This window comes from Methylophaga sp. UBA2496, from assembly GCF_002341635.1.
Lineage (GTDB): Bacteria > Pseudomonadota > Gammaproteobacteria > Nitrosococcales > Methylophagaceae > Methylophaga.
This window is the reverse complement of the sequence record NZ_DDOK01000007.1, coordinates 397,287-412,058: the sequence shown is the minus strand read 5'-3', so window position 1 is coordinate 412,058 and position 14,772 is coordinate 397,287. Positions and strand designations below refer to the sequence as shown.

Annotated in this window: 13 protein-coding genes; all 13 read right to left on the bottom strand. The window is 45.0% G+C overall.

Annotated elements, in window-relative coordinates:
* Positions 1-94: 94 nt before the first annotated feature.
* The 13 genes from B2W60_RS11870 to flgB all read right to left on the bottom strand — a co-directional run bounded on the left by B2W60_RS11870 (position 95) and on the right by flgB (position 14,535).
* On the bottom strand, positions 95-4,012 hold the full coding sequence (locus B2W60_RS11870; protein WP_292363975.1) for a glycosyltransferase: 3,918 nt from the start codon (positions 4,010-4,012) through the stop codon (positions 95-97).
* A gap of 35 nt (positions 4,013-4,047) precedes the next feature.
* The gene (locus tag B2W60_RS11865) at positions 4,048-4,773 is read right to left on the bottom strand and encodes a class I SAM-dependent methyltransferase (RefSeq protein WP_292360319.1); all 726 of its coding nucleotides are present in this window, start codon (positions 4,771-4,773) and stop codon (positions 4,048-4,050) included.
* Positions 4,774-4,811: 38 nt separating this feature from the next.
* Positions 4,812-5,717: a flagellar hook-associated protein FlgL gene (flgL, locus tag B2W60_RS11860; RefSeq protein ID WP_292360321.1), complete on the bottom strand. Its 906-nt coding sequence runs from the start codon at positions 5,715-5,717 to the stop codon at positions 4,812-4,814.
* Between the two features lie 11 nt (positions 5,718-5,728).
* Positions 5,729-7,120: a flagellar hook-associated protein FlgK gene (flgK, locus tag B2W60_RS11855; RefSeq protein ID WP_292360323.1), complete on the bottom strand. Its 1,392-nt coding sequence runs from the start codon at positions 7,118-7,120 to the stop codon at positions 5,729-5,731.
* 32 nt (positions 7,121-7,152) lie between these two features.
* A complete protein-coding gene (gene flgJ, locus B2W60_RS11850; protein ID WP_292360325.1) occupies positions 7,153-8,124 on the bottom strand; it encodes a flagellar assembly peptidoglycan hydrolase FlgJ in 972 nt (323 codons plus the stop codon).
* Positions 8,125-8,140: 16 nt separating this feature from the next.
* Entirely contained in the window at positions 8,141-9,238 is a 1,098-nt protein-coding gene (locus B2W60_RS11845; protein ID WP_292360327.1) for a flagellar basal body P-ring protein FlgI, read from the bottom strand.
* Between the two features lie 12 nt (positions 9,239-9,250).
* Positions 9,251-9,958: a flagellar basal body L-ring protein FlgH gene (gene flgH, locus B2W60_RS11840; protein WP_292360328.1), complete on the bottom strand. Its 708-nt coding sequence runs from the start codon at positions 9,956-9,958 to the stop codon at positions 9,251-9,253.
* Between the two features lie 149 nt (positions 9,959-10,107).
* Positions 10,108-10,893 (bottom strand): flagellar basal-body rod protein FlgG, encoded by a 786-nt coding sequence (gene flgG / locus B2W60_RS11835; protein WP_292360330.1) that lies wholly within the window; start codon positions 10,891-10,893, stop codon positions 10,108-10,110.
* Positions 10,894-10,926: 33 nt separating this feature from the next.
* On the bottom strand, positions 10,927-11,670 hold the full coding sequence (gene flgF, locus B2W60_RS11830; protein WP_292360332.1) for a flagellar basal-body rod protein FlgF: 744 nt from the start codon (positions 11,668-11,670) through the stop codon (positions 10,927-10,929).
* Positions 11,671-11,716: 46 nt separating this feature from the next.
* Positions 11,717-13,000, bottom strand: coding sequence for a flagellar hook protein FlgE (gene flgE, locus B2W60_RS11825; RefSeq protein WP_292360334.1), 1,284 nt, complete (start codon positions 12,998-13,000; stop codon positions 11,717-11,719).
* A 12-nt stretch (positions 13,001-13,012) separates the two neighbouring features.
* Positions 13,013-13,696 carry a flagellar hook assembly protein FlgD gene (locus B2W60_RS11820; RefSeq protein WP_292360337.1) on the bottom strand — a complete coding sequence of 228 codons (684 nt, stop codon included), beginning with the start codon at positions 13,694-13,696 and terminating at the stop codon, positions 13,013-13,015.
* 17 nt (positions 13,697-13,713) lie between these two features.
* Positions 13,714-14,127 (bottom strand): flagellar basal body rod protein FlgC, encoded by a 414-nt coding sequence (gene flgC, locus B2W60_RS11815; protein WP_292360339.1) that lies wholly within the window; start codon positions 14,125-14,127, stop codon positions 13,714-13,716.
* Between the two features lie 6 nt (positions 14,128-14,133).
* A complete protein-coding gene (gene flgB / locus B2W60_RS11810; protein WP_292360341.1) occupies positions 14,134-14,535 on the bottom strand; it encodes a flagellar basal body rod protein FlgB in 402 nt (133 codons plus the stop codon).
* Positions 14,536-14,772: the final 237 nt, after the last annotated feature.

The window sequence follows — 14,772 nt, the reverse complement described above, 5'->3', positions numbered from 1 at the left end:
TCAACTAAGCAGGGTTCATGCCAATAATCTTTATTTTTTCAATGCAACACGGCAAAACCTAGAAAAATAAAGGGCCGAGGTCGGCCCAAAATCGTTATCTACTCTTTGTTAGGCCGCTAAGCCACTCATCAAGGTAATCTTCAAGCATGTAATGCTCAAGAACCCAAGTCTTTAATAACGATCCAGCATTAGCAAGTGCCGCTTTATCGGCCAATATTTGCCGGATTGCCGCAATCCATTCATCCACCTGATTTTGCACGTAAATGACAGGTGGATTGTTGGTTCGATATGGATAGATGTCAGTACAGATAACAGGCCAGCCCAATATGCCGTACTCTAATAATCTTAGATTACTTTTAGCTTCATTAAACGGATGGATTTCCAGAGGTGCGATAGCCAAATCTAAATTCAGACTGGCAAGTTTTGCCGGGTATTCGGCCATCGACACAAAATAATGAAATTCATGGACATACGGTTTAATATCTTCCGGGCACATCCCCATAAAAACCCAATCCACTTCATCTGCAGTCGCTTTAACGACCTCGGACATAATGGCGAGATCACCTTGATGCTGCTGAGCGCCCGCCCACCCTACACGTGGTTTGGGGCCTTGATTACGTAATGAAGTGACCGATAGCCATGGTTTTTTGGGTAGCCGATTAGGAATAACCCGAATATCGGCAACCATACCCTCACACAAATCGGCTAAAGGCTGTGTTGATACGATTAAGCGATCAGAAGATTGTAATGCACGGCGCATTCTCGATTTCGCGTCAGCAAAATGACGTTTTATTTCTTTATAAGCTGAACTTTGCTCGGGCACGTTAGTTAATAAGTCATCAATACTGTAAACTCGGAAAACATCGGGTAAAAATTCTTTGAGCTGCTCTAATTGCTGTAGTTGAATATCATTTAGCGCCGCATGAAACACCACAGTGTCTGGTGCAATTCGCGCATATTCTGAGATCATAATCGGTCGGGTAATATTATTGTTGAAACGATAATATTCACATTGTGCCAATGCCGCATGACTTAATGCAGAAAACGGCTGTATCACACGATAATCCCCGCTTCCCCCCTGTAAGGGCAAGCCAAGAATTTTCGAACGATCATGAAAGTATGTATCCCAATTGGTAGGCATGGCCGATTCAATCAGACAGTCGCGATAAACCAAACTTAAGTTTCGATTAAATGCCGGATCATTGGCAATAACCGGCAACCATTTTTTAAGCATATGCTTCCGCTCACTCTGGAAGCGCTCGGTCTTGAAAGTTTGATCAACGGGTCGAGAGAGTTCACTCTTTTGGGTCACACTACCATGATGGACTAATACTGAATAAGGTGTCCATGTCACCAAAAATCCGGATTGACGCACCTTCAAACATAAATCGACATCGTTGTAGGAAACAGCAAATTGCTGTTCGTCCATTCCGCCGACTTGCTGATAAATTGATTTTCTAATCAGCAAACAAGCAGCCGTCACCGCCGAAAAATTCTGGTCTACCTGCGCTCGGCCCATATAACCTGGCTCTTTAATATCCAGCGCCCCCAGATATATATGATCGGCTATGCTCTCCATACCAAGAATGACACCGGCATGCTGAATCAATCCGGTTTCCGGATAAACCAGTCGAGCACCGACAATACCAACTTCTGGACGTTGTCCATGGGCCACCATGCGTTCAAGCCACTCAGGGTGCAATGCTTCAGTATCATTATTCAGAAATAAGAGATACTCACCCCGCGCCTGTTCTGCAGCCAAATTGCTGATCGCTGCATAATTGAAAGTATGGGGATAATCAATGACTCGAAGCGTATCTTCCGGCAGCTCGGACAGTTGTCGAAAATACTCCAGTGTATCCAGTTCTTCGCTGAGATTATTTACAATAATAATTTCAAAATTCGGATAACTGTTTTTTAATAGTGCCGCCTCGACACTAGGTCGAAGGAACTCAAGCTTATCTTTGGTGGGAATGATAATGCTGACTTTTGGAGAAGTAGGCCATTGATAGACCACTCTGACCGTTTTATCCAATAAACCCGGCTCAGCAAAAGCATAAAGTTGCTGTCGAACCAGATGCTGCTGAACAGCCTGCTGGGTCATCTGCGTACTGTAAAGTGATAACACGCTTTCGGGTAAATGCATCAACACATCGGCAATATGGCCGACTCCATCCGCCCCAACACGTTCATAAATCTTAAAAGCCAAGCTCATATTTTCATGGCCTGGAACCTTATCAAAACCACCTAAAGCTTCAAACAGCGTTGTTTTACACAGGATAGGTCCAATGTAATCCTGCGAGCGTAACAGATCCAGATTAAAGTCAGGTTTGAATCGGGGCTGACTGCGCTCCCCTGCACTGCTGATTACATCATCATCGCAATAAAAGGCCGTTTGTTCCTTAAAAAGATTTATATAATCACCAAATTGCAACCATATTTGTGGCTCAAAACAGGTTCCTGCCGGAATGAAAGCGACCCATTCGGCAGATGAAGCTGCCATATTGGCATTGAGGTAATCATAGGGCTCTGTTTGATCTGGCAATGTAAGCCATTCCAATACATCCAACTCTTCAAACATGACATCAGGTGAAGCAGAGTCGGCAATCACCGTCAGCTTCCAATTTTGATAAAACTGCTGGCCTAATGATGCCAGTGTATCGGCTAATAAATTTTGTTCCTCTTTAAATACAAACATATACAAATGGAACGTTGGTTTGTGACGCCATTGCATCATCCTTTCGGCATGAATCTGGGCATCAATTTCCATCAAAGCATGGTTATGAATCCAGTATTGATAACGTTTCTGCTCCCACCATTGGCGCAATAACAATTTGAGCTGCAGGACAGAATCGGTCACATCATTCAACGAAGTGGAAGTTAATAATTGCAGACAGTCGCGGATGCTGGTTTCTTGGTGTTTACTTAGTAATAGATTTGAGGATGTATTACTTTCTAACTCATTAAGCACTAATTGAACGGCATTGAGCACAAAAACGTCTTTCAACTGATTGTGGGTTAGCCAGTTTATGTTTTTATTTACTATCGACTTCACGATATTTTGTACACTTAAGTCGGTTTGTTGCAGGTTAATTTGCAACAGATTCAACAAATTATCCAAAGAGACCTCTTTCGAGTTCTGCTGAGAGAGTTTTAGAAAATAAACAGGATCAATCGACACTAAATTGTTTAAAACAGTTTTTAGTTCATCTTCGCTTAGTGGATCAGTTGGGCTGGCTAACAGATTTGAACCAATATCAAATGCCTGCTGTTTTAATATATCTGCTACTTTTTTATCGCTAGAGAAGTAGACAACGAGCGGATTTAACACGTTTAACCATAATAACGACCGAGAGCGTTGTGATTTGGATGACCAATAACTATCGCCATGCACTCTATAAACAGCCATTGGCTCGGAAAAATATTTAATTTTTCCATGCTGTGCAAAGTATAGATGTAATAAATAATCTAAAACCGGAGTTGTATTAAAGAAAGCAGGAAACTCTTCTGGCAGGAGATTTCGGTAAACAACCGATGGTGTATGGATGAAATTCCCGCGCGCCAAATCATAGATAGAAAACTCGTCCGCTTTTCCTTTAGTCAGGTTATCTGCTTTTTTCTCACCGTCGATATCCACATCCACAGCATGAAAACTCATGGAAAACTCAGAATGCGATTGCAAAAACGAGACTTGTCGTTGAAGTTTGTTTTCATCACTCCAGTAGTCATCACCTTCACATAATGCGATATAGGCTGTCCGGGCTGCTTTTAATGTATGGATGGTGTTGTATCGACCCGGCCCTCCCGGAAAAGCAGAACGATCGATATTGCGATCCCAACAAAACAACCTAATGATTTCTGGATACTGTTCAGCATAAGCTTCACAGATTTCACGTGTCCCATCGACAGAACCATCTTCACCAATCAAAATTTCGAAGGAAAAATCAGTCTTTTGTGCCAGGATTCCATCAAGACATTGTTTTATATATTTTTTATGTTGATATGTGATCACACATACTGAGACCAGAGGCACTGCCATATTTCAACCTATATTGCTTCAAAAAGAAAAAAAGGCTCATCTTGATTGACACCATAAACCTCTGGAGCAATATCAGATAAAACTTGTTGGTGTGACACCACCAATGAATTAAAACCAGCACTTGAGAAACGATCAAAAATATCCCGCCCATATAGACGCACATGATCCTCCTGACCATAGACTTCACGGCAGAGATAATCACCTTTTATACCGTCATCCGCAAAAGTAGTGTGTAATTGATCACTATAAGGGGTTTGTAAAATCGCCAGCCCACCCTTTTTGAGCACCCGTCTAATTTCGCTCAACGCCAACAAATCATCGTTAACATGCTCAAGTACATGATTTGCGATAATTACCGAAAAAAACTCATCTGGATAAGGTATTGCCAGCATATCTATCTGCTGTACATCGTCCGTTTGGGGAAACAAATCCGCTTTAATATAAAGCTCTGGGGACTGCAGCTGAATCACATTTGAAACCCATTTTTCTGGTGCAAAATGCAACACCTTTGCTTGACTAAAGATGGAGAGTAAATTCAAGGAAGCGAGGTAAATCAACAAGTGTCTTTCACGATCGTGGCTACGGCAGGAAGGGCATAGAAAATGATCGGTATTACTGCCGACAACTTTGAATAAGCGCATCAGAAACGGTCGGTTAGCAGTTCCCCCTCGAAAGGGTTCAAATTTGACAACATTTTGTCCGCAGACAACACAGTATGATTGGGTTTGCTGCATTGATAATCCTTTAGCTGCCTTTTATGACAAATGGAAACTTACAAAAAGTTAAACAAGGATAATCCCTGAACTTTTACATAAACCTGTTGCGCAGCTTGTAGTCCAACTGATTGTTTATTCAACTCAGTGATGGCCTCAGCATAATCGAGATCTTCAATTTGAGAAAGTGTAGCGGTCATGCTGAACTGTGAACTCTCATTAATATCACGTTGCATTTCGATGGCATTTTGTCGAGTACCGATTCGGGTACGACCTTCCAGAGAAGCATCCATCGCATAATCCATATTCGCCAGAAAATCACCGTCGTTAGGCGCTGTTCCAACAGCTCCATTGTTAAGTGCAGTAGTAAAATCCTGGATTGTCTGAAAGATTGCCTGATTAGGCCCGGCAACTGTCTGAGTAACAAATAAGCCATCTCCCGGCTCGTTTATCGCCACCAGATAACCGTCACTGACTCGCAATTGCCGCTGTCCGCCATCCCCATTGTAGGCAAATGTTGCCGTATCAAAAGGCTGCACATCGGATTGATATCCGGAAAAAAGATATTCTCCATTCGCATCCGTCGTATTGGCTAACGCGACAAGTGACTCGTTTAACTGATTGATCTCTTCAGCAATCCCCTGGCGAGCGCTGTCACTGTTTGTATCATTCAACGCCTGTACAGCCAGTTCCCGAATCCGTTGCATAATATCACCCGCACTTTTGAGCGTTCCATCGGTTGTGCTCAGACGACTGTCAGCGACATCCGCATTATCCTGATATTGCTGGGACAACCCGATCTGTCTTTGCAAGTCCAGCATTTTGACAGCACCGATGGGATCGTCCGAGGGTGTTTGAATCCGTTTTCCCGATGAAACCTGTAACTGCGTTTTCGCCAATTCATTCTGCTGTCTCAGCATGGCTTCCAGGCCCTGCTGAACAATACTATTCGTCGAGATACGCATAAGTTAATCTCCTAAAATGCGTTAATTAACGAATTAAACACGGTATTCGATACCGTGATTATTTGTGAAGCCGCCTGATAAGCTTGCTGAAATTTGATCAGATTGGCCGCTTCTTCATCCAGATTCACCCCAGATACGCTTTCCGCCCGTTGACGAATCTGACTCACCAGTCCCGCCTGAGTTTGCTGGGTAACCGTTGCCTGATTCGTTCGTGTTGCAACTTGAGACACGATGGAGCCGTATTGATCGTTAAATGATCTCGAAACAACTGGAGGGCCGGGGTCAAGTACTACCGTTGTTTTATCGGTTTGCAAAGCCGCCATCGCCAGTGCATTTTCATTATTACCCACCCCGGGATCGGTGGTAGAAGAAGCGGCGATTAACCGCGTATCCGTAATATTCAAGCTTATCGTAGCGGCAGTCGTACCTGCGGCATCAAAGAAATCTGTTCCGGCATTACCGTTCAGATCGATACCGTTACCATGGGCAGCATTAAATGCGGTAACGATTGATTCGGCCAGAACATCCAGCTCAGCACGTGTACTATCCACTACATCACTGCGTGCCAGTATCGCGCCGCCAATTTCACCGCCACTAATCTGCTGGGTGATATTAATCTGTGAAGGGCCATAACCGATAGCGGTACGCGGGGGATTCGTGCTGTTATCCGCAATAGTTGAAAGTTCAACGCGACTATTGCCTACCACCAGTCCTTGTCCATTACCGATAAAGACATTGACTGATCCATTATTCTGCTCGACCACGTTAACTGAGACTAGCTCAGACAAATCGCTGATCAGTTTATCGCGTTTATCCAGCAAATCATTGGGGTTATAACCAGCAGCCAATGACTCAGAAATAGATTGATTTAAATCTACTATCCCCTGAGAAAGCACGTTGATGTCCTTAACTGACGCTGTGATAGTGTTATCAATCTGTCTGTCCAACTCTCCCAACTGGCTGTCCATAGTATTAAACCGGTTGGCCAACAAGTCACCCTGTGTGAGCATCACCTGTCTGGCGGCAATTGAAGTTGGATCATTAGCAACTTCCTGAACAGAATTGAAAAACGCTTCCAACCCACCACTGATACTCAGTGAGGAAGAACCCAGCAGATCATCAACCTGTTTGGAAAATGTCAAAAAACCGTCTTGCTGAGACTCAGCCGAAGTATAAGTACGCAGTTGATTGACTAAAAACTGATTGAAAATACGGTCGACACCAGTGATGCCAACACCATTTCCAATGTAATAACCACCTTCAAAATTGGCCGGCTGTGGGCCCTGATCGGTTCGCTGACGCGAATACCCCGGGGTATTTACATTACTGATGTTATGACTGGTGGTCGCCAGTGACGTTTGCGCGGCTAATAAAGCAGAACTACCAATATTCAGCATGCTCATTTAGATGATCCTCTGAGAGCTTTTACAGGGGGTTAGTACCCCATATTCTGAATATATTTATGCGAAATCTGTGCCAGCGTATCACCCTTCATGATGCGTTTTATTTTGTCAGCATATTGCGGATCGGTGGCATAGCCAGCTTCATGCAATTTCTCTACAAATCGTTCCGGTCGGCCGACATGTTTTAATGCTTCCTGATAACGCGGCTGTGACTGCAGGAAACTGACATAATCATCAAAGGATTGCTGATAATCTTCGTATGAACGGAAGCGGGACTGTTCTGTTATTGGCTTGCCATCACGATATTCCAGCGCGTTTTTCGCAACATACTCACCATCCCAGCGACTATCGGCTTTGATATTGAATAAATTAAAACTGGATTGGCCTTCACCATCTTTAAGCACATACCGACCCCAGCCGGTTTCCAATGCGGCCTGCGACAAAATAACATCGGCGGTGGTACCCAATTTATCTGCAGCTTTCTGGGCCAAAGGCCACAGTTGTTCTACAAAGTCTTCAGGCGATTTAAAACGCTGTGGCATGATTTTTAATTTACTGCTGTCAATGCTATTGATGCTTTCTTCAGAAGTTTTATCAGCGTTATCATGAATCTCTTTGACCATACGCCGTAAATCTTGCCGTACCGTCACGGTATCAAAACTAAACGTCCCGCCACCAATTGGGATATCGGATCGTACTTCGCCCCCCAGTTGGCGAATAATCACGTCCTGCAGGCCTAATCCGCCACGTTTGGATAAATCCATCGCCAGCTGCTGATCGGCCATATCACGATAGGTTTTGCTGTGATTGGAATCGAATATTCCCTCCGCCAGACTGGCCTGACGCATGCTTTTCAGCATCATTGTGGTAAACAAGGATTCAAATTGAGCGGCAACCTGACGTAATGTTGTTGCATCATTATCAGAACGTATTGCCGATTGACGCAGCTGATTTAAACCATGGAAATCCGTTGCGTTTTGCTGAATATCAGAAGGAATCGTCATGACTTAATCTATAAACTCAGATAATCACCAGCTCAGCGCGTAACGCACCCGCCTGTTTCAAGGCCTCTAAAATAGCCACTAAATCTCCCGGCGCTGCTCCCACCTGATTGACTGCACGCACAATTTCATCCAAAGAAACCCCCGGATTGAATACAAACATCCGGCTGTTTTCTTCCGATATTTCAATATCGTAATTCGGTGTGATAACCGTTTGTCCTGCTGAAAAGGCATTGGGTTGAGAAACCTCTGGATCTGCTGAAATGGTCACGGATAGACTGCCATGTGTAACCGCTGCTGGACTCACCCGGACATTCTGTCCGATCACGACAGTACCACTACGCGAATTGACCACCACACGGGCCGCCGCCTCGCCTGGGCTTAATTCCAGATTTTCAATCAATGATAAAAATGGAATACGTTGATTCGGATCTCTCGGCGCATTAACTCTAACTGATGCTGCATCCATAGAGCTCGCCGTCCCACGTCCCAACGTTTGATTAATGGCATCTGATAATCGACTGGCCGTAGTAAAGTCGGCCTGATGTAGATTCAGAATAATGTGATCGCCAACATTTAACGCGTTCTGTACCGTACGCTCAACGGTAGCACCATTGGGTATACGGCCCGCACTGGGAATATTCACCGTCACTCGGGATCCATCCCCTGCTTCAGCACCAAAACCACCTACCACCAGATTACCTTGTGCCATAGCGTATATTTCACCATCAGCACCTTTTAGCGGTGTCATGATTAAACTGCCGCCTCGCAGACTTTTTGAGTCACCCAATGATGAGACTGTAATATCAATCGTTTGACCGGGTTTGGCAAAAGGCGGCAAATCGGCATGGACAGAAACTGCCGCTATATTTTTGCTTTTGGGGTCCACACCTGCCGGTATGGTCACACCCATTTCTCGCAACATACTGCGTAAGGTCTGGCCGGTAAATGCGGTCTTATCTCCTGTGCCACTCAGCCCTACAACCAAACCATAACCAACTAACTGGTTATTACGAACGCCACCAATAGAGGCCAGATCTTTAATGCGTTCTGCCTGAGCGGCTGACATCATCACCATCAGCAAAGCGGCAAAAAAGGTATTTATCGACGTTTTCATTTTTATAACCTCTTAGAAAGGCATTAATGCGCTGATGAAGAAACGGCTCAGCCAGCCCATGGTGTTTGAGTCATTGGATGGACCATCACCGACATAGGTAATTTGGGCATCGGCAATCCGAATGGACGAAATGGTATTGGTGGAATCAATATCACGTGGGCTGACAATACCGGTTAAACGGACGTATTCATTACCCTGATTAATGGTGACCACCTTCTCGCCACGAACAATCATATTGCCGTTGGCTAACACCTCAACCACAGAAACACTGATATCACCGCTTAACCGGTTGTTCTGTTCACTTTCGCCTTCCCCTTCAAAACTACTGTTGGCACCGGTACTGAAGGCCAGATTATTATTATCTGTGTTCGCCAGTGGTAATCCACTGGGGAGGCTGAATTGGGGCGTAGTACCGAATAAAGTCGGATTGTTGATATTGTTGGTACTGCTTTTATCAATAGTTGTCGTTGCTTCTTTCTCGGCATCCGTCCGTTCCTGCAACCGCACTGTCAAAATATCGCCGACACGACGTGCTTTGTAATCTTCATACAATGCAATATTGCTGCGCGTGTCAAAGATTGCACCATCATTACGTTCCGCCGGAGCTGTAGCTACGGGACGAACAGCCGCGTAGGCCGGGTCACGTTTTACTTCATTACTGACACAGGCGGAAAGCAAAACGACGGATGTGATTCCCAATAGTCGGTAAATGAATTTCATACGAATCTCCAGGACAAGCTCATGTACAGAAATTAACTTGCAGAGTCCATGCCAAAATATTATTACATTGAGAAATCCAACACCTTATTCTCACACACAAAAAAGCCCCGACATACAAACACTGTAATACCGGGGCTCTCAGTATGGGTCTATAGATTCTGGCTAGCGTACTGCAACATTTGATCAGCTGTAGAGATGGCTTTTGAATTCATTTCATAAGCCCGTTGCGTTTCGATCATATTAATCAGCTCGGTCACAACGTTAACGTTGGAAGTCTCCAGTGCACCACCAATGACTCGCCCAAAACCATCCAGCGTCGGCGTACCGGCAATGGGTACGCCACTGGCACCGGTTTCTTTAAATAAATTCTCACCGACAGCCTGTAAGCCAGCAGGATTTACAAAATCGGCCAACTCTATTTCACCGATGACAGTGGGCTCATTATCACCAGGCTGAGTCACACTGACCGTTCCATCAACACCTACGGTGATACTCTGAACATCATCTGGAATATTGATACCCGGATCCAGCAGATATCCATTTGACATCACCACATCACCATCAGCATTAATTTGAAATGTGCCATCGCGGGTATAGGCAAGATCACCATCTGGCATCAGGATCTGGAAAAAACCACGGCCATCAATAGCCACATCCAACGCATTATCCGTTTGGATAATATTGCCTTGAGTATGCAGTTTTTCGGTGGCAACCGTTCTGACACCGGTACCAATCATCAATCCCGAAGGCAACTGATTATCAGTAGTGGTTTGTGCACCAGGTTGACGAATAGTCTGATACAACAAGTCTTCAAACACTGCCCTATCCTGCTTAAAGCCGGTGGTGTTAACGTTGGCCAGATTATTCGAAATGACCGACATTCTTGTCTGCTGAGCATCAAGCCCGGTTTTTGCAATCCATAATGCCTGATTCATAAGGTCTCTCCTAAAAGCATGCTTGCGATGTTACTAACCATTCAGTTGCAACATACGTGCCGAAGCGGCGCTATTTTCTTCTGCGGTGCTCATCATTTTGACTTGCATCTCATATTTGCGCTGTAACTCAATCATATTCACTAAGGCACCCACGGCATTAACATTGCTGCCTTCTATCGTGCCTGATGCAACTTTGACAGTTGCATCCAGGGGGGCTTCTGTACCATCTGCCATTCGCATTAAGCCATCCTGGTCTTTGAATACATTTTGCAGGTCAGGCTTGACCAGTTTAATCCGGTCAATCACGGCTAACTCATTTTCAGCCCCGCCAATCGGACGAACGGAAATGGTGCCATCCGCGCCGATATCAATTTTTTCAGCCGGCGGAATGGCGATTGGTCCGCCCTCTCCCATCACCGGCAAACCAGTGCCGGTCACTAATTGGCCAAGCTCTGTGACATGCATATCACCGGCACGGGTATAACCTTCACGACCGTCTTTGCCCATCACGGCAATAAAGCCTTCACCTTGAACCGAAATATCCAGTTCTCGACCGGTAGATTGCACACTGCCTTGTTGATAATCGGTGGCAGGCCGTTCCGTCATTGAATACACTCGTGTCGGCAAACCTTCACCAAATACCGGCATAGAACGGAACTGTTCCAAATCAGCTCGAAAACCAGTGGTGTTGACGTTCGCCAGATTATTGGCATTGGTGGCCTGCGCCAGCATGGTTTGCTGGGCTGCATTCATGGAAATAAACAGCATGCGATCCATAATTAGCCTCTTTTTTCTGTATTAAACATCATTCACTCTGGCGAAATTAACGCAGGTTGATAATGGTTTGGGTGATAGCATTATTGGTTTCTATCGCTTTTGAGTTCGCCTGGAAATTACGCTGAGCTGTAATTAAACCAACCAGTTCTTTAGTCAAATCCACATTGGATGTTTCCAAAGCACCCGACTGAATCAAACCAAAACTGCCGGTTCCCGCCTCACCGATACGCACATCACCGGAATCCAGTGTGGCTTCCCATGCCGTATTACCTATCTGTTTTAACCCTTGCGGATTAGGAAAGTCAGCCAACACAATCTTGGCAACATTGGTCGTTTGACCATTAGAGTATTGAGCCTGAACCAAGCCGCTATCATCAATATCCAGCCCAGTCAGCCGTCCAGTCGGAAAGCCATTCTGATCGGTATCCAAAACGGCAAAAGCTGCCGAGTTCTGAGTGGTGCCGGCAAAGTTAATATCAAAAGTCAAATCCACTGCACCACTGCTTAAACCGGTAAAAGTGTACGTTTCGGTTGGTGTGACACCCGCATCCAGAGCTCCGCCTAAAGCTGGATCAAAGGTTAGCGTTTTGGTAGTTTGTCCGCCCCCGAACTCCACAATCGTTTGACTGCCAGCTGGCTCATTGATGTAGACCTGAACATTCCATTCATTGGGAACATCCGTTTTTTGATAATAATAAGTCAACGTACTTTCATTACCCAGAGAATCAAAAATATTGCTGGATGTAGAATTGGTATAAGTCGTAGGGTCTGTCGGATCGATAGGTGTCGCCACGGGATCAATATCATCAGCTGTCGAGGGAAGATTTGCAGCTATATCAACTTCCGTGGTTGCCCGGGGCACACCTGCCGATACAGGCAAACGAATTGGATCTGTTCCGCCCAAAGCTGTAGATGAAACACTGCCATCAGCATTAACTGGGAACCCCAATAAAAACTGACCTGAACTGTTGGTCATATAGCCATCGCGGTTAATATTAAAAGCCCCTGCCCGGCTATAGAGAACCTGCTGGGTATCTAAAGCTGGTGCAAGTGCAAAAAAACCCTGCCCATTACCGCTTATCGCCAAATCCAGTGAATTATTGGTGACTTCCAGATTTCCCTGGTTGAATTGCTGAGCTACGTTATTCAGTACCACACCAGTACCGATAGCCGTATTACTGTTACCAAACGTTGACAGGGCGTAAACATCACCGAACTCTGCTCGTGAACCTTTGAAACCAATGGTATTGATGTTGGCAATATTGTTTGATTTCACATTCAAATCGGCAGTGGCGGCATTAAGGCCTGTTAGAGCTGTATTAAATGACATGATGCTTACCCCTTAAATAATTTCTTGAACTTCACTAAATGGCACCGAACCGATACCCGCCAGATTCATGGTCAGGCCTTGCCCGCCAGAGCCCACCAATACGCTATCTACTTTAGCCATCACAGCAGTAGCAAAGGCGGTGTTTTGTCCATCAACTGTGCCTGTTGCCATAAATTGATAAACACCTTCAGGCATGGCTTCACCATCATTATTCAAACCATCCCATTCAAAATTGGTGTAACCAGATGCCGCTCCCATCGGAATGGTTCTGACCAACTCACCCGTATCGCTATATATCTTCATTTCTAAATTAGATACGGGCTCAGCCACATTAATCTGTCCTCGCATTGGAGAGTCGGCTGTCATCACGCCAATTGAAGATGGAACCAACACTGAACGACCAACTAATGAAGAACCTTGTAAGGCCTGGTCAGATTGCATTGCCTTAGCAAAACTGGCAAATGAATCCTGTAAATCACTGATACCACTCACTGTGCTGAAAGAAGCGATTTGCCCGAGAAAATCACCACTCTCCATTGGTTTGAGTGGATCCTGATTCATCAGCTGCGTCGTCATCAAGGACATAAAATCCTCCATCTGCAACTTGCCGGGATCCTTTTCCTCTTCAGTTGAACTTGTCTTGTTTGTACTGTTGAGAAAAGCATAGGGATTTTCATTTACACCATTTATTGCCATTTCAATGACTCCCTGCGTTATTTGCCAAGCTGCAGAGTCTGCAGCAGCAATTGTTTGGAAGTGTTGGCAATCTCAACATTGTTCTGATACGAACGAGATGCCGACATCATATTTGCCATTTCTGCAATGGCATCCACATTAGAGTGATAAACGTAACCATTTTCATCAGCCAATGGGTGTGATGGATTGTATTCCTGACGCACCGGTGCCTGACTTTCCGTAACGCCAAGAACCTGAACAGAACCTGATTTATAACCTTGTTGAGCATCATCCAAGACCGTGGCAAAAACGGGTTGCCGGGTACGATACGTTTCATTCACGCTGCTGCTGACACTATCTGCATTAGCCAGATTACTGGCTGTGGTATTAAGCCGCAGTGACTGTGCACTCATGCCGCTACCTGCTATATCGAAAATATTAAATAATGACATGGCAGATTATTCTCCTTTGATCGCCTTGGTCAGCCCCTGAAAGCGCGAACCTAAAAATTCCAGGCTAGCCTGATATTGAACAGCGTTCTGCATAAACTGTGCCTGCTCTACCTGCTCATCGACCGTATTGCCATCTAATGAATCCTGAAGTGTTGTGCGGTATAACGTTGCCGCCTCAAATGGATTTTCACCGTTACCGGCAAGGTGTTTTTGATGGGTGGTGTTCAAAGCGGCAGATTTTTGCCCGGATGCCGCCATCTGCAATGCCGTTTGAAAATCCATATCCTTCGCTTTAAAGTTTGGCGTGTCCGCATTCACCAGATTGGTTGCCAGCATTTCTGCACGCTGGGTGCGAATTCGCAATGCATCGGCATGAATACCAAGGGCAGAATCAAAATTTATCGGCATGCTGTTTCTCCACAACAAACATTCACTTTCACTTGGATAAGCATCAAGCATGCCACAAATTATTTACATTACTTATCAACAACTTAACCATTCTGCGGCAAACTCAATAAACCAAAGCGGCAAGCTATTGCCACTCGGCATAATCAGTCAGATACAACTGATATAATTCCCTTTTTACTAATGTGTAGATTGAAGAAAACTTCGGCATGGACGATACATTTGCCAACTGGCTCACGT

Coding starts and splice junctions, on each gene's coding strand:
- B2W60_RS11865 (WP_292360319.1), bottom strand. CDS start 4,773: ATGCAGCAAACCCAATCATACTGTGTTGTCTGCGGACAAAATGTTGTC.
- flgL (WP_292360321.1), bottom strand. CDS start 5,717: ATGCGTATCTCGACGAATAGTATTGTTCAGCAGGGCCTGGAAGCCATG.
- flgK (WP_292360323.1), bottom strand. CDS start 7,120: ATGAGCATGCTGAATATTGGTAGTTCTGCTTTATTAGCCGCGCAAACG.
- flgJ (WP_292360325.1), bottom strand. CDS start 8,124: ATGACGATTCCTTCTGATATTCAGCAAAACGCAACGGATTTCCATGGT.
- B2W60_RS11845 (WP_292360327.1), bottom strand. CDS start 9,238: ATGAAAACGTCGATAAATACCTTTTTTGCCGCTTTGCTGATGGTGATG.
- flgH (WP_292360328.1), bottom strand. CDS start 9,958: ATGAAATTCATTTACCGACTATTGGGAATCACATCCGTCGTTTTGCTT.
- flgG (WP_292360330.1), bottom strand. CDS start 10,893: ATGAATCAGGCATTATGGATTGCAAAAACCGGGCTTGATGCTCAGCAG.
- flgF (WP_292360332.1), bottom strand. CDS start 11,670: ATGGATCGCATGCTGTTTATTTCCATGAATGCAGCCCAGCAAACCATG.
- flgE (WP_292360334.1), bottom strand. CDS start 13,000: ATGTCATTTAATACAGCTCTAACAGGCCTTAATGCCGCCACTGCCGAT.
- B2W60_RS11820 (WP_292360337.1), bottom strand. CDS start 13,696: ATGGCAATAAATGGTGTAAATGAAAATCCCTATGCTTTTCTCAACAGT.
- flgC (WP_292360339.1), bottom strand. CDS start 14,127: ATGTCATTATTTAATATTTTCGATATAGCAGGTAGCGGCATGAGTGCA.
- flgB (WP_292360341.1), bottom strand. CDS start 14,535: ATGCCGATAAATTTTGATTCTGCCCTTGGTATTCATGCCGATGCATTG.